General features: G+C 64.1%; 17 protein-coding genes and 2 tRNA genes. 9 read left to right on the top strand and 10 right to left on the bottom strand.

The window, feature by feature from the left end; all coding sequences use genetic code 11:
- Positions 1 to 7 precede the first annotated feature (7 nt).
- Positions 8 to 268, bottom strand: a complete 261-nt coding sequence (locus CRO48_RS01330) for a hypothetical protein (RefSeq protein WP_097135678.1) — start codon at positions 266 to 268, stop codon at positions 8 to 10.
- A gap of 114 nt (positions 269 to 382) precedes the next feature.
- Complete coding sequence (locus CRO48_RS01335) at positions 383 to 781, bottom strand: hypothetical protein (RefSeq protein WP_245423378.1); 399 nt, start codon at positions 779 to 781, stop codon at positions 383 to 385.
- 215 nt (positions 782 to 996) lie between these two features.
- Here CRO48_RS01335 and CRO48_RS01340 point away from each other — a divergent pair, with 215 nt between their 5' ends.
- Positions 997 to 1,899 (top strand): DUF1499 domain-containing protein, encoded by a 903-nt coding sequence (locus tag CRO48_RS01340; RefSeq protein WP_097136059.1) that lies wholly within the window; start codon positions 997 to 999, stop codon positions 1,897 to 1,899.
- Between the two features lie 76 nt (positions 1,900 to 1,975).
- On the opposite strand, the gene CRO48_RS01345 is transcribed toward CRO48_RS01340, so the two are convergent.
- Together CRO48_RS01345 and CRO48_RS01350 are read right to left on the bottom strand one after the other, a co-directional pair.
- Entirely contained in the window at positions 1,976 to 2,899 is a 924-nt protein-coding gene (locus CRO48_RS01345) for an MBL fold metallo-hydrolase (protein WP_097135680.1), read from the bottom strand.
- Complete coding sequence (locus tag CRO48_RS01350; RefSeq protein WP_097135682.1) at positions 2,896 to 3,192, bottom strand: cupin domain-containing protein; 297 nt, start codon at positions 3,190 to 3,192, stop codon at positions 2,896 to 2,898. Before CRO48_RS01350 ends, CRO48_RS01345 begins: the two co-directional genes overlap by 4 nt.
- A 177-nt stretch (positions 3,193 to 3,369) precedes the next feature.
- Here CRO48_RS01350 and CRO48_RS01355 point away from each other — a divergent pair.
- Positions 3,370 to 3,444: transfer RNA gene (locus CRO48_RS01355), tRNA-Gln, on the top strand.
- A gap of 875 nt (positions 3,445 to 4,319) precedes the next feature.
- On the opposite strand, the gene CRO48_RS01365 is transcribed toward CRO48_RS01355, so the two are convergent.
- From CRO48_RS01365 to CRO48_RS01375, 3 genes are all read right to left on the bottom strand, one after another.
- A complete protein-coding gene (locus tag CRO48_RS01365) occupies positions 4,320 to 4,646 on the bottom strand; it encodes a sunset domain-containing protein (protein ID WP_176526615.1) in 327 nt (108 codons plus the stop codon).
- Positions 4,647 to 4,786: 140 nt separating this feature from the next.
- Positions 4,787 to 5,542, bottom strand: coding sequence for a class I SAM-dependent methyltransferase (locus tag CRO48_RS01370; protein WP_097135688.1), 756 nt, complete (start codon positions 5,540 to 5,542; stop codon positions 4,787 to 4,789).
- Positions 5,543 to 5,702: 160 nt separating this feature from the next.
- Entirely contained in the window at positions 5,703 to 6,050 is a 348-nt protein-coding gene (locus CRO48_RS01375) for a hypothetical protein (protein ID WP_097135690.1), read from the bottom strand.
- A 230-nt stretch (positions 6,051 to 6,280) separates the two neighbouring features.
- Here CRO48_RS01375 and CRO48_RS01380 point away from each other — a divergent pair, with 230 nt between their 5' ends.
- The 4 genes from CRO48_RS01380 (at position 6,281) to CRO48_RS01395 (ending at position 8,909) form a co-directional block, all read left to right on the top strand.
- Positions 6,281 to 6,739, top strand: coding sequence for a YbaK/EbsC family protein (locus CRO48_RS01380; protein WP_097135692.1), 459 nt, complete (start codon positions 6,281 to 6,283; stop codon positions 6,737 to 6,739).
- Positions 6,740 to 6,860: 121 nt separating this feature from the next.
- Entirely contained in the window at positions 6,861 to 8,072 is a 1,212-nt protein-coding gene (locus CRO48_RS01385; protein ID WP_097135694.1) for a DUF3095 domain-containing protein, read from the top strand.
- 188 nt (positions 8,073 to 8,260) lie between these two features.
- Positions 8,261 to 8,596, top strand: coding sequence for a hypothetical protein (locus CRO48_RS01390; RefSeq protein WP_097135696.1), 336 nt, complete (start codon positions 8,261 to 8,263; stop codon positions 8,594 to 8,596).
- Between the two features lie 127 nt (positions 8,597 to 8,723).
- Complete coding sequence (locus tag CRO48_RS01395) at positions 8,724 to 8,909, top strand: hypothetical protein (protein ID WP_097135698.1); 186 nt, start codon at positions 8,724 to 8,726, stop codon at positions 8,907 to 8,909.
- A 219-nt stretch (positions 8,910 to 9,128) separates the two neighbouring features.
- Here CRO48_RS01395 and CRO48_RS01400 read toward each other — a convergent pair whose 3' ends face one another.
- Together CRO48_RS01400 and CRO48_RS33225 are read right to left on the bottom strand one after the other, a co-directional pair.
- Positions 9,129 to 9,350 (bottom strand): hypothetical protein, encoded by a 222-nt coding sequence (locus CRO48_RS01400; protein WP_097135700.1) that lies wholly within the window; start codon positions 9,348 to 9,350, stop codon positions 9,129 to 9,131.
- Positions 9,351 to 9,571: 221 nt separating this feature from the next.
- Entirely contained in the window at positions 9,572 to 11,251 is a 1,680-nt protein-coding gene (locus CRO48_RS33225; RefSeq protein WP_097135701.1) for a choice-of-anchor L domain-containing protein, read from the bottom strand.
- Here CRO48_RS33225 and CRO48_RS32030 point away from each other — a divergent pair.
- The gene (locus tag CRO48_RS32030; RefSeq protein WP_176526617.1) at positions 11,166 to 11,363 is read left to right on the top strand and encodes a hypothetical protein; all 198 of its coding nucleotides are present in this window, start codon (positions 11,166 to 11,168) and stop codon (positions 11,361 to 11,363) included. The two genes, CRO48_RS33225 and CRO48_RS32030, sit on opposite strands and share 86 nt — an antisense overlap.
- Before the next feature lie 227 nt (positions 11,364 to 11,590).
- Here CRO48_RS32030 and CRO48_RS01410 read toward each other — a convergent pair.
- Positions 11,591 to 11,667: transfer RNA gene (locus tag CRO48_RS01410), tRNA-Pro, on the bottom strand.
- Between the two features lie 178 nt (positions 11,668 to 11,845).
- On the opposite strand from CRO48_RS01410, the gene CRO48_RS01415 reads away from it, so the two are divergent.
- Positions 11,846 to 12,367 (top strand): MgtC/SapB family protein, encoded by a 522-nt coding sequence (locus CRO48_RS01415; protein WP_176526618.1) that lies wholly within the window; start codon positions 11,846 to 11,848, stop codon positions 12,365 to 12,367.
- Between the two features lie 219 nt (positions 12,368 to 12,586).
- On the top strand, positions 12,587 to 14,326 hold the full coding sequence (locus CRO48_RS01420) for a type I secretion system permease/ATPase (protein WP_245423379.1): 1,740 nt from the start codon (positions 12,587 to 12,589) through the stop codon (positions 14,324 to 14,326).
- Positions 14,327 to 14,341: the final 15 nt, after the last annotated feature.

A 14,341-nucleotide genomic window follows, 5' to 3' on the forward strand; every position in this document is an offset into this window, starting at 1 on the left:
AGCGGGCCTACCAGCCCGGCCCGTAGCGGCCGCGGTAGGGGCCGGGGCCGTACCAGCCCACATCGCTATAGAGGAAGGCCCGGCGGTCGGCATCGCGATTGAGATCGATACGCTGCAGGCAGGTGGCAAAGGCGTTGGTGCCGCGCTTGAAGCCGTAGCTCAGGCATTGCCGCTCGTCGGCGGCGCGCCTCTGCTCCGGCGTCACCGTCTGGCAACCGGCGAGCAGAACGCCTGCGACGCCTAACGCAAACAGGAACGGCGCACGCATGAGACCCTCCATCGCAACCGATATTCGAATCGCTTCGACGAAGATATAGCGGCGCGAGGCATACCCGCAAGGCAGTGCCCGGAAGCTTGTCGTCGGTAAGTTGTGGCCGGAAGCCTACTGCATCCGTTCCAGCACGCTGACGAAGGAATCGGCGAAGTTCTTGAGGCCGCTCGTCTGTTCGCCGGGGTCCTCGACGCGAATGCCGGTTCCGCTGTCGTCGAGCAGGGCGAACACGATCTTCAGCCCCGATCCGCCTGCCTCGGGGATGCGCAGGGCGGCGATGCGCTGGCAGTCCTTGGCAAGGCCGGAAGCCGGCAGGTCGAACAGGTATTCGCCGTCGAGTGTCTTTGCGGCGCGGCGAACGGCATCGGAGAAGCCGTCGGGTTCGCTGGCAAAGCCGTCCAGCGAAAGTTCGAGTTCGATCAGTTCCAGCGGCAGCGCGGGCTCGCTCACGGGCGGAGGCAGCAATGCGAGGGGCTGTGCATGCGCAACGCTCGTCGATGTCGAAATCATGGGGTGACTCTCCTTGATATCCCGCCCATGCGATAGTTCGTTAACGAGCGTGTCATTTTTGCGGCACGCAAGCCAATTCGCAGCCGGCGCGCCGTCCTCCACGGCCGATCGCCGCTTGCGGATTGACGTTGCGGCGGAGAGCCTGTCTTCTGTACAAACGGCGCGCATACCGGCTGCGCGCCGGCAGGAGAGCAGCGAGGTTCGGCCAGATGGCGATGGTCATTCGATATGAGCGGCCCTATTCCCATTCCGCACACTGGGCGCGCCGGCTGGCGTCCTTCGGGCTGCTGCTCTTTCTCGCAGCTGCGCTGTCGCATCGGTTCGGCCCGCTGACGACGCCGCATTTTCTGCTGCTCTCCGGCATCGGCGCGGCCTTCGCCTTCGTCGCCGTCATTCTTGCCGTGGTCGGATTCGTCCGCCTGTGGCGCGTCGGCGCGCGCGGCGGAAAGGCTGCCTTCGCGGCGCTGCTGCTCGCCGCACTGCCGCTCGGCGTCGCCGGCTACGGCGCACAGGCCTATCTGACGCGGCCGAAGATCTATGACGTCACCACCGATCCCTTCTCCTCGCCGCCGTGGCTGAAGGTGCCGATCGCCAACCAGGACTTCCTTCCCCGCCCGCCGGTAACGCTGCAGGACCGCGAGATCCAGGCCGCTGCCTATCCGGGGCTGACCGGCCGCCGCTACGAAGGCGCGCTCGACCGCGTCCTGCAGGGCGTGCGCAAGGTGGCTGCCGAGCAGGGCATCGTCTTCACCGAGGAGAGCGGGCTGGAAAACGTGGTCGCCGACCTCGAGGACCTCGTGGTCAAGCCGGACGCCGAAAAGCCGGGCGGCAGCGTCATTGCCGTGGTGCCCGTTCCCTCCGCGCGCCCGCTGGAGAATGGCCTGCTGCCTCCGATCGGCGGGCCGAACGATGTGTTGCTGCAGGGCCAGTGGCGAACCTTCGTCTTCGGCTTCCGCTTCGACGTGTCGATTCGCCTGCGCGAGGAGGAGGAGACGGCGCTGGTCGACATCCGCGCAGCCTCGCGCTACGGCCCGCACGACCTCGGCCTCGGCGCAGCCTTTGCCGAACGTTACCTCAAGGCGCTCGATGCGGAGCTCCTTGGCATCGCCGGCGACTGAGCAAAGCCCGCCTTCCAGCTCGATGGGCGTGGCCCGACATCGCACGCCCGCGCCGCCAAGTGCATGCAAGACCCGTCTATCCGGGTTGGTATACCCCGTGCAAAGACGGCGGGCCGTCCGTTGCCACCTCTCCGCGTTCCACCAGGTCCTCCAGGTGCGCCAGCACGGAAAGGGCCGCTGCCCCATGCAGGCGCGGATCGGTGGAGGCGTAGATCACCTTGACCATGTCTGGGATCAGCCGGTCGCCGGCCCGGATGCGGGCCAGAACGGCGCGCTCGCGCATGCGCCGGTGCGTGCGAAGCCCGCGCAGGAAGGCGGAAGGCTCGATCACCGGGCCGCCGTGGCCGGGCAGGTACAGCCGGTCGTCGCGCAGAAGCAGCTTTTCAAGCGAGGCCATGTAGTCGCGCATCGCACCGTCGGGCGGCGCCACGATCGAGGTCGCCCAGGCCATGACGTGGTCGGCGGAGAAGAGAATGCCGGTCCCCTCCAGCGCGAAGGCCGCATGGTTGGCGGTATGGCCGGGGGTATGCAGCGCCGTAAGCCGCCAGCCGTCGCCCTCGATCACATCGCCGTCGCCGATGGCGATGTCGGGCTCGAAAGCCGTGTCCGAGCTTTCGGCAAACGGATTGGCCTCGCCCGCATGCAGCGGCCGCGCCGCCCGGTGCGGCCCTTCGGCAACGACAACAGCCCCCGTGTGCGCCTTCAGGCGCCCGGCAAGCGGTGAATGGTCGCGATGGGTATGGCTGACGAAGATGTGCGACACCTCGCGCCCGGCAAGGGCGGCCATAAGCGCCTGGAAATGCGCCTCGTCCTCTGGCCCCGGATCGATCACGGCCACGGACCGGCCGCCGACGATGTAGCTGTTGGTGCCATGGAAGGTGAAGGGGGAGGGGTTGTTGACCGTGATCCGCTGCACGCCGTCTGCCGCCGGCACGGCGACGCCGTAGGTAGGCTCGAAGGCGCGTTCGAAATCCGGCTCGCGATCGTCGTCCGTGCTCACTTGTACTCGATCTCGACGAAGGACATGAATTCGCTGCCGCGGTTGACGACGTTGTGCGTGGTTCCCGCCTCGCGCCTGTAAGCCGCGCCGCGGGCAATGTCCACCGTGCGGCTTCCGCCTTCCTCCTCGATCAGGAACTGGCAGTCCGTCATCGGCACCACCACATAGCCGAGGCCATGGGTATGCACGCCGGTATCGGCGCCCGGCTCGAAATCCCAGCGGATGATGCGCACTACCTCGTCATCGAGCAGCGTGGTGGGAATGGCGGGCGGGCGGGCGCGGAACTGGCTCATCGTCACTCTTGTCGTCTGTCGTCGGAATTCGCTCGAAAGGTGCCGCAAGACCTAGCATGAAGCCCGCCCACAGCGCACAAGAAAACTTCCCCTTGGTCGAACTTAGAGATTGTGACGCGCGTCAAGCTTTGCTAGTCAGGCGGCGTCCGGCGGCAGGCAGCGCCTGCTTCGCCATGGTGGGGCGTCGCCAAGCGGTAAGGCACCGGTTTTTGGTACCGGCATTCCCAGGTTCGAATCCTGGCGCCCCAGCCACTTTTCTGTTCTCTATATTTAAACCAATTCTATCGCGTTAGAGTGTTCTAAGTTTACATCCTTTCGGATGATGCACGTGGGCTTTCACCGGCATTGATCGACAAGCTTCCCTTGATGGCGACTGGCGTAGCTTAGCCTCTCGTCTCGCCCGGCACGCCGTGGCGCACGGATGTGCCAAATGTGGTTCCGAATGAACGCTCGAACCTACGGCCCTGGATATCGTCCTTTCACCCGTGGCAATCGTCCACGGGGGCAGGGCTGAAGGGCTACGCTCTTGCTGAGATTTCCAAAGCTTCATAAGCTGTACAACTGCCGATGGAGGCATCGCACCGTGGGGAGTTGGGGAGATGGTTCTGATGTGGGGCAGTGGAGAAATGAGAGGGAGCGTGGCGGCTCGGGGCATCGTTCTGACGTGTTGGGTAATGTCGCTTTCAGGCTGCGTCTCTGCGGATGAGCAGCGCGCACGGGACATGTCAGCCGATCAACAACGTTGCGCCGGGATGGGCTTCCAAGCCGGTTCATCGGCGATGGCCCGATGCATGGACACGGCAGCATCAACCCGTGCCGCTGACAAGGATCGCGACGCCTTGAGGCAAGCCCAGCGGGACCAGATCAGGGCGCAGGAGGATGCAGATGAAAGGGCGCGTGACGATGCGCAAGTTCAAAAGAACCGTGACGACTTTCAGCGCGACTTCCAACGACTTCAGGCTGGTGGCTCGTTGATACCAGATGGCAATGACGACGACACTAACCGTCCGACAGCAGCCCAGATACCGGGTATGGTCTGTGATGGCACTGGGGACGATGCGACCTGCGATGCCCGATAGGCGAGCAAATCGAGGGGCATGCGCGACCTCGCAAATCCCCGCGAACCCCTACCGCCCTGCCTTCCGCCACCCTGCGGCCACCGCCTGTTCCTCGCTGCAGAACCAGCGCTCGCCTTCGGCGGGGTGGATGCGGATCGCGTTGTAGCGGTCTTCGCCCGGCAGGTAGTAGGTGCGTGCGCCGTCGACGAGGTCGACATTGCCCTTGATCTGGCAGTTCTGCACCGCCGCGCGGAAGGCGGCGACCAGTCCTGCGTCGCTCAACGTGTCGAAAGCGACGAAAACCGCCCCGACCAGCATCAGGCCGGGAATGGCTGATACAAGCGGCAGGTTGCGACGGCGGTCGCCCTGCCTATGCTCGGCAAATTTCGGGTGCATCATACGCCCTCCAGCATTGGCCGATCATCGCGCTTGAGACGTTGCCGGCGGCTTAAGAAAAGCGCTTATTGCAGAATGAAATGATATTCTAAAATTTTAACGAAAGATGATCGCGATCCGTCACGGAGACGCCGTCGTGGTCAGACCGTAGCCGCGGCAAGCGTGCCGATCGGGATGATCTCGCTGGCGTCGGGCGTCCATTCGCCGCCCTGCCAGTCGCCTGCGAAGCGTTCGGCGCGCAGGCCGCATTCCAAAAGCATCGCCTCGATCTTCGCCTTGTCGGTGAACAGGATGCTCGAGGTGGTCGAGAGATGCTCGCCGCCAGCCTCGGCAAGGTAGTGGGTCTCGTAGGAGACGATGCCGGTGCTTTCGTCGTGCGTCACGTCGTTCCAGGCGCGCACCTTGCCGAAGCGGGGATCGTCGAGGACGCGCAACGAGGCTTCAGGCACCCATTCCAGCCATTCGCGGGCCGCCGGGTTGCGCGTGTCGAAGACGAAGCGGCCTTCGGGGGCAAGATGCGCTGCGATCGTGCGGAGGGCGGCGCGCTGGTCGTCTTCGGTGAGGAACACCTGGAAGGCGTGGCCGGTCATCACCACCAGATCGAAGGTTTCTCCGAGCCGGATCGTGCGCGCGTCGCCCTCGATGAAGCGAATCGATTGCGCACCGGCCCTGGCACGGGCGATGTCCAGCATGGCTGCGGCCGGATCGACGCCCGTCACCCGGCGGGTTGGGCCGAGGGAGGTCGCGAGCGCGCCGGTGCCGCAACCGAGATCGAGCACCGATGTCGCGTCCCGGGCGAGGCCTGCGCAATATTCGAGATCGTCGCCCCAGCCGTTGTCGAGGTCGTAGAAGCCGGCGAAGGCGGCGTCGTCGAAGAGGCGGTCGAAGGCGGGCATGCGATCTCTCCTGGCTGGCTCTCGCTTGGCTGGCTCTGGCGCGGCCGGCTCTCGCTTGGTTGGCTCTGATGCGACCGGCTCTGGCGCAACAGCGCGCCTGGAGCGTGAACGCCGGATGGGAAAAGAAAAGGCCGGAGCGGGGCTCCGGCCCTGGCATTCGTCAGGCCTTGGGGGCTGCGTCCAGCACCTTTTCGCAGTGCGAGGGGCCGCCATTCGGATCCTTGCGGTCGACGACCGGGCGGATCTTGCGGATCTTGTAGTCGGCGTTCACCGCAAGTTCCACCTGGCATGCCCGCCGGTTGATGAAGCCGCCGCGCCAGGTATAGAGCGTGGTGCCGTCGGAAGCGGCGATGTCGTTCACCGGTGGGCCGTAGGCTGCGAAGAACTCGCCGGCGGTGCGGCCGATCCAGCGGTTTTCCAGCGGGGAGGTCGCCACGGTGGGGGCGACGGAGGTGCATCCGGTGACGGCAAGCGCGAGGCCTGCCAAAAGGGCGAAGCGGAAGTTCATGACCAAATCCTTGGGCGTTGTGCGGGCGAACCGGCTTCGTGCTCTAGCGTAGGGCTGCGGCGAGGGGAATCGCTTCTTCGGCTGGCGGCAGTTGTTAGGCGAATCGCGTCTGCCGGTTTGGCCGATTTGCAACACTTTGACGCAACCGCCGCGTTCATGGGCGCTGGAGGGCCGGCCACAGGCGGGCGCTTGCTTGCCTAAGCCCGAAGCGGTCGGTAACGATACCGGCCATGACCCTCGAATCCGTCCGTACCTTCTTTGCGGCCCACGCGCCCGACATCGAAATCCTTCAGACCGAGGAAAGCTCGGCCACCGTCACGCTTGCCGCCGCCGCCCACGGCGTGGCGCCCGAGCAGATCGCCAAGACCATCTGCCTGCGCGTCGGCGAGGAGCCGATGCTGATCGTGGCGAGCGGGACGGCCCGCCTGGACAACCGCAAATTCAAGGACCGCTTCGGCGGCAAGGCGCGCATGCTCGATGCCGAGCAGGTGGTGGCGGTGACGAGCCACCCGGTCGGCGGCGTGTGCCCCTTCGGCCTGCCCTCGGATATCCCCGTCTATTGCGACGTCTCGCTCAAGGCGTTCGAGGAGATCGTGCCGGCCGCCGGCGCCACCAACGCTGCCGTCCGCATCCCCACCGAACGCATGGTCGAACTCGTCGGCGGCACCTGGGTCGACGTCTGCCAGTAACGGTTTCAACCAGTAGCGGTTTCAGGAACACCTCCGTGATCCGATCGTCGCGGTTCGGCACGCGCCATCTTCCGGGCGAGCAAGCCGAAAAACGCGACGCGTATATGGTACACTCCGGCCCATGACCCATGACGACGGCATCCAGGACGCTGGCATCCACGACGACGGCGACGACTTCTTTCGCGATCTCTCCGGCTTCGGGGACTTCGAGGGCGTCGCCGATGTGCGCAACTATCATCCGCTTCCCGATGGCTGGGTGCTGGTGCTCGCCGATATCGTCGATTCCACCGCCGCGATCGAGGCCGGTCGATACAAGGCCGTCAACATGGCCGGCGCCAGCGTCATCTCCGGTGTCCTCAACGCCATCGGCCGGCACGACCTGCCCTTTGTCTTTGGCGGCGACGGCGCCCTCGTCGCCGTTCCGCCGTCCAGGGCCGGAACCGCGCGGCAGGCGCTGTCCGCCGTCCAGCGCTGGGCGCGCGACGAGCTCGGCTTCGAGATGCGCGGTGCGGCGGTTCCGGTATCGGCGGCCCGCGCTGCCGGACAGGACGTGCTCGTCGCCCGCTATGCCGTAAACGAGCTTGTTTCCTACGCCATGTTCGCCGGTGGCGGGGCCGCCTGGGCGGAGCGGCGGATGAAGGAGGGGCTGGAGACCAACCCGTTGGCGCCGCCCGGCACCCGGCCTAACCTTGCCGGTCTTTCCTGCCGCTGGAACCCGATAGCGGCACGGCATGGCGAAATCGTCTCGATCATCGCGGTTCCTGTCCCCGGCGCCAGCGAAGACGACTTCCGCACTCTGATAGCCGATGTCGTGGCGATAGCCTCGCGGCAGAAGGGGGAGGGGCATCCCGTCGAGGTGGAGGGCCTGCAGTTTCGGCTGAACGCCGTCTCGCTCGATACCGAGGCGCGGGCGGCGGTGCCGAGGGGGCAGCGTCTCCGGCACAAGGCCTTCGTCGTGCTGCAGTTCGTTCTGATGCATGCGCTCACCGCGTTCGGCCTCAGTCTCGGCCGGTTCGATCCGCGGCGCTACAGGAACGACATCGTTGCCAACTCCGACTTCCGCAAGTTCGACGACGGCCTGAAGATGACGCTGGACATCGAGCCGGCGCGGCTTTCGCAAATCGAGGCGCGGCTGGAAGAGGCCCGCGCCGCCGGCGTCTGCCGCTACGGCCTGCACCGTCAGGATTCGGCGCTGATGACCTGCATCGTGCCGACCCCGCTGAGCCGGGACCACGTTCATTTCATTGACGGTGCCGCGGGCGGCTATGCTATCGCGGCTGCAAAGCTCAAGGGGGCGGACGCCATTCCGTCAGGCGCCCCGGCAGCCGGCTGAAAGACGGCGCGCGCCTGGCAGTTGCTGCCGGCGCCTCCTTTTTGGGACGAACTGCGCGCCGCAGCCGTTCCTGGCGCGAATAATTCGCGTCCCGATCGCTCAGCCGGCCCGATCTCGCCCTTTTCTGCACGCATTCTAATATGCGTGAATGCGTGAATGCGTTCATCGGTCTATGGGGAGGGCGGCGCATGCGTATTGCAGGCAATTCCAGGCTTTGTTCTCCGCTCTTCATCTTGATCGCGGGAACCGCGCCGATTGCGGGAGGGGCCGCGCGGCCCGCGCTCGCTCATTCCTTCTATGACATCGAGTGCTGTTCGGGCGTCGATTGCAGGCCGGTCCCGGACAGTGAGATCACTGCGACGAAGAAGGGCTGGCGGATCCGCACGACCGGCGAGATCATCAAGTACAACAGCTGGCCGGTGAAGCACTCGCCGGACGGGCACTTCCACCGCTGCGCGGGGCTCGGCGATTTCAGCCCCCGCGGCCGGACGCAATGCATCTATGTTCCCGATTTTGGCGAGTAGGCGCATTCTGGCATGCGCCGTCCAAAAGTCGCACGGCGGGCAGCAATGTGATCGAGACGTCTGCCCGTCGCCATCAATTTGCCCCTAAACTCGGGCATATCCGCCTGCACAACAGGGAGGAAGAAACTTGCAACAACTGATCGAAGTGTCGGCCGCTGTCGTCGGCGGACGCGTACCGCTTGGCCTGATCACGGTCAGGCAGGCGCTCAACCTGCCGGAGATTGCCGATTTCCGGTTTCGCCGGACGTCCGGCGAGGATGGAAAAACGACCGTAATCACCCGCCAGGATCTGCAGAAGCTGGCACAGCAGTAGCCGCTGCAACAATTCTTCGGTGGGCGCGCGCTCCGTCAGGGCAGGCGAGCGTCCACCTTCAGCCTCCGCAATCCCGGGCATATCTGCAGTTCCGCGCCTCAAGCCCGATCGCTTGCCGCTGCACCGGAGAGCCGGGCGGCGCACCGCCATCTTCGCGCGCAGCATGTGGAAAGTCCTCATTGGCCAACAGTCAATGAGCGCGGCACTGCGCCGGGATCTCTATTGCGCGAGTTTGTCGAGTGCCCGTTCGCGCGAATTGGCCATCTGCAGGTGCATGGCCACGACTGCGACGTCGCCCTGGACGGCCACGCTGGCATACTCGCCGCCAGCGGTGGTGCGTATCATTGTCACGCCGTTGACGACTGTCACCATCGCGACTTTTTCAGGATTGATATAGGCATCGGCGCCGTCCTTGGCGCGTACGAACTTCACAAACTTCACGTTCTTGTCCCCTTGATGCAGGTTGCGTCGATGTACGGGAACAAATTGCACGGCACGGATCGGGTGAGATGTCACCGAAGATACAGCCGGGAAAGGGGCCATAGGCGCAGGCAGGGGGCACCGTCCCCGAACGGCTTCGCCCTCTCGGCGTGGCGTTTGGCAACGAAAAGGGGAGGCGTTGCCCCCCCCCCTATGTCTCGTTTCAGGCTGCAGAGCCCTGCTCAGAGCAGGAAATCTCCCTTGTCCAGGTCGACAAGTTTGTCGATCTGCAAGGCAAAATCGGCCTTCTTGTCGCCGTTGACGTCTGCGTAGACGAAGGTGTCGCCGCCCTTTTTCCCATAGCGCAGCTCGCCGGCCTCGCCGTGGAACTTCTCGTTGCCGATAAAGTCGAACGACTGGTTGCCTGAGACTTTCTTGTCTGCGTCGATTGCCTTGAGGTTGATGCGATCTTCGCCGGAGAAGTCGACAATCTTGTCGCGGCCGGAACTCTTCACCGTGGAGTCCGACAGCGCCTTGAACACGAACACGTCCTTGCCCTTGCCGCCATAGAGCGCATCGGCCCCCTTGCCGCCATAGAGTGTGTCGTTGCCGCCGCCGCCGTAGAGTTTGTCCTTGCCGGTGCCGCCGCTGAGGAGGTCCTTGCCGCCGCCGCCTTCAAACCGGTCGTTGCCGCTGCCGCCGTAGAGCTTGTCGTCGCCGCTGCCGCCGTAAAGCCTGTCGTCGCCGCTGCCACCGTAGAGCGTGTCGTTGCCGGCATTGCCGTAGAGCTTGTCCTTGCCGCTGCCGCCATACAGCTTGTCGCTACCGCCCAGCCCCTTGATGACGTCGTTGCCGCCGAGGCCCTTCAGCGTATCTTTGCCGGCCGTGCCGTCCAGCTTGTCATTGCCGTTGGTGGCTGCGTCGACAACCACGATCGTGCTGTTCTTGCCGGAAGTGCTGACGTCGACATTCTTGCCTTTGAAGTCTCCCGCCAAGGTGATCTTGGTATCCGATTTGCCATCGGCGTTGGTGTCGATGTCCAGGATGAGGGAGCCGTAGGAGACCTTGATGTCCTTCTTCGACAGCTTCACATCCTGCAGGACAAGCGTGTCGCCCTTGTTGAAGCCGGTCACGACGTCGCCGTTCAGATTGGCTGCCGATCCGTTGACGTTGAACTTTCCGGCACCGAGATTGATCTCTTCCGGCGCAATCGTGCCTTCAACGGTGCCGCCACCGTCGGGTGCATCGACGACGACAAGCGTGCCGCCGCCCGTTCCCCCGTCACCGCTGAGCTTGACGCCGGTGATGTAGAGGCCGGAGTCATAGTTGCTGTCGCCGGTGTCGGCGATTCCGATCTTGATATTATTGACGCCCTGCTTGATCGCGGCCCGCACGGTCAGGACCTTGCTGAACCCGTCCCATTGGATGTCATAGCCGCCGGCTGTATTGTCGATGAAGTTGCCGAGGTCGAGGTTCTTGCCCGTAACGCTCAGCGGCTGGTCGGCGGCATTGTTGAACAGTGCTTCGTTGTTGCCGTTGACGAAGACGGCCGCCACGTCGACGTATGACGAATCCGACCACTCCGGGAATTCGTCCGATCCGAACACAAACGAGAATTGCAGCGTGTCGATGGTCGGGTTGTTGTTGGTGTAGTCGAAGGAAAGCGTAACGGCGTCGCGCGTTGATCCTGCATTGGGAAAGGCATCTTTCGCAACCGCGGTGAGGTCCGCGTCGCCATCCGTGCCGTTGGCCACGGTATGGCTGCCGCTAGTATTGGAATCTCCGGGCAGTCCGCCGGATGAAATCAGGATTCCGCCTTTACTGGAAAACGCGCCGTTGACCGAGAAATTCTCGACGGAGAACGCAGCGCCGCCCGAACCTGCAAAGACAACATTCGATATTCCGCTTGATCCGCCAAACATCGTGGCGACAAGGGACTCAGCTATTGCGTCATATGACGAACCAAATCCAGATGCTTCAAGTTCATCAAAACTTTTTGCAGTAATAGACATGCTCACCCTGCCCCTAAAGTGAAAAGCTGCTTAAGTGCAGCCCGAAGAACAATTGCAATGCAGGGTTTAGGGTGTCAAGCAACAAAACCGATCGAGGCGGAGAAGTTTCAATGGCTGGCGTTATATGCCGGCGCATAGCCATGAGGCGACGCATGGCAATTGCGCATTTGCGGCGCCGAGAGCGAGCATGTTGATACTTAATAGCGGGAAGGTACGGTTGGCTGTGCCTGCTTCGGGAAAGCAAAAATCTGGTCGGAGTGGAGTGATTCGAACACTCGACCCCCTCGTCCCGAACGAGGTGCGCTACCAGGCTGCGCTACACTCCGTGACCAGCGGCGTCCGTATAGAACAGGCATTTCCTTTCCACAAGCGGAAAAAAGCAAAAAAATGCAACGCCGGCAATCGTCCACAGGATGGCGCTGGCGTGGCCGCGCGCAGTGGACGGAACTTCGCCGGCGGCGGCGCGTTCCTTGCTCTATGCAACAGGTCCTCCACGATATCTTCATGCCGACCGAGCTTCCGCTGGCAGTTATCCTCGCCAGGCTTCTCGGCGCGGCTGTTCTGGGGGCTTTGATCGGGTTCGAACGGGAATACCGCAATCATCCCGCCGGCCTGCGGACGCATATCCTCGTCAGCCTGGCTGCTGCGGTCTTTGCCGTCATTTCCATCGAGATGGTTCATCTTCCTCATCTGGGGCAGTCGGAGGTGCGCATCGATCCGCTGCGCGTGGTGGAGGCGGTCACATCCGGCGTTGCCTTCCTGGCGGCCGGAATGATCATCTTCTCGGGCGGCAAGGTCCGCAACCTCACCACCGGGGCGAGCATGTGGCTCTCCGGCGCGGTGGGCCTGTCGGTGGGGCTCGGCTACTGGGCCATCGCTGCGTTTTCTGCAATGGCATGCCTCATCGTCCTCAACCTGCTCGGGCGCCTCTCTGCCGGGGAGGGCAGGGCCGAGCGCGAACCGAAACCGGACGAGGCGAACGCAACTGCCGGGGAAGACGGGGAGCGGCGGGGGCAGCAGGTTTAGTCGCCCCGGATTGAACGACATGGTAGAATTTTGCTTTAGATGTCGCTAAAATGTCCATTTGCTGCCATTTTGTACTATTGATTTGCGAATAGAACGGGTCGTATATCGTCTTTAACTTTGAGGCGACATGCCTGCCGCGTCCGCGCGCTAAAAGTGCGGACCTTGTGGCGGGTTTTTCGTATTTGTTACGAAACCGAAAATCGGTGAAGAGGACAGACCGTGGCAATTTCTGCTGGCAATGGCGGTGCGGACGAGTTGCGCGCCGCGCTGAAGGATAGCAAGCAAGCCTTCTGGGCGATGGGGCTCTTCAGCTTCTTCGTCAACCTGCTGGTCCTGACCGGGCCGTTGTTCATGCTCCAGATCTACGACCGGGTGCTGGCCTCGCGCTCGGAGGCGACGCTGGTGGCGCTCACCGGCCTTATCGTCGGCCTGTTCGCCATCATGGGCGTGCTCGACCATATCCGCAGCCGCCTGGCCGCCCGCGTCGGAGCGAAGTTCCAGGCGCGCTTCGACAAGCGCGTGTTCAACGCCGTGCTCGATCGCACGACCCTGCATTCGCGCGGGATTTCGACGCTGACGGGCATGCGCGACCTCGACGCGATCCAGAAGGTGCTGTCCTCGCCCGCCGTCTTCACCGTGTTCGACATCCCCTGGACGCCGTTCTTCCTGTTCGTGATCTTCATGTTCCATCCGTGGATGGGCCTGCTCGGCGTTGCCGGCGGAGTGATCCTCATCACGCTGACCTGGCTAAACCAGAATGGCACCAAGGGCGACCAGGAGCGCGCCATGGTGTCGGGCCGCCAGAGCGACGAGATGACCCAGACGCTGCAGAAGGAGAGCGATACGGTCCGCGCGCTCGGCATGCGCCGCTCCGTCGGCCACCGCTGGCAGATGCTCCGCGATCGCGCGCTCGAGGCCAATATCCGCTACAGCGACAGCAACGGCTTCTACGCCATTTCCTCCAAGACGTTCCGCGTCTTCCTGCAGTCGGCGATCCTGGCGCTCGGCGCCTATCTCGTGCTGCAGAACCAGATCACCGCCGGCGCGATGATCGCAAGCTCGATCATCATCGGCCGTGCGCTCGCCCCGATCGAAGGCGCCATCGGCCAGTGGGCGCTGGTCCAGCGCGCCTTCCAGGGCTGGAGGCAGCTCTCCGATCTCCTGGCCAAGGTGCCGGAAGAAGAAGGCCGCACCGCGCTGCCCAAGCCGCGCGCGATCCTTGAGGTCAATCAGGTGACGGCGATCCCGCCGGGCGAAAAGGTCGCGACGCTGCGCATGCTCAGCCTTGAGCTCGGCCCGGGGCAAGCGCTCGGCGTCATCGGCCAGAGCGCGTCGGGCAAGTCGACGCTCGCCCGCATCCTGACGGGCATCTGGCCGCCGGCCGGCGGCAATGCCCGTCTCGACGGCGCCTCGCTCGAACAGTATGGCTATGACGGCCTTGCCGAGCATGTCGGCTACCTGCCGCAGGACGTCGTCCTGTTCGAAGGCACGGTTGCCGAGAACATTGCCCGCATGGAGATCAACCCGGACGCCGAAAAGGTGGTGGCCGCGGCCAAGAAGGCCGGCGCGCACGACATGATCCTCCGCCTCCCGGATGGCTACGACACGCGCCTGCCGGCAACCGGAGCCCGCCTCTCAGGCGGCCAGAAGCAGCGCATCGGCCTTGCGCGCGCCCTCTATGGCGATCCGGTTCTGGTGGTTCTGGACGAGCCGAACTCCAACCTCGACGCCGAAGGCTCGCTGGCGGTCAACCTCGCCATCCGCAACCTGAAGGCGGAAGGCAAGTCCGTCGTCATCATGGCGCATCGTCCGGCCGCGATTGAGGAATGCGATCTGATCCTGATCCTCGAAAACGGCCAGCGCCTGGCATTCGGCCCGCGCGATGAAGTCCTGCGCGCGCATCTTCGCAATCATGCCCAGGTCGTTCAGGGCACCGGCACCGGCGGCAGCAACAAGTAAGACGCTTCAAGGCGC

The organism is Rhizobium subbaraonis (genome assembly GCF_900220975.1).
Classification (GTDB): domain Bacteria; phylum Pseudomonadota; class Alphaproteobacteria; order Rhizobiales; family Rhizobiaceae; genus Mycoplana; species Mycoplana subbaraonis.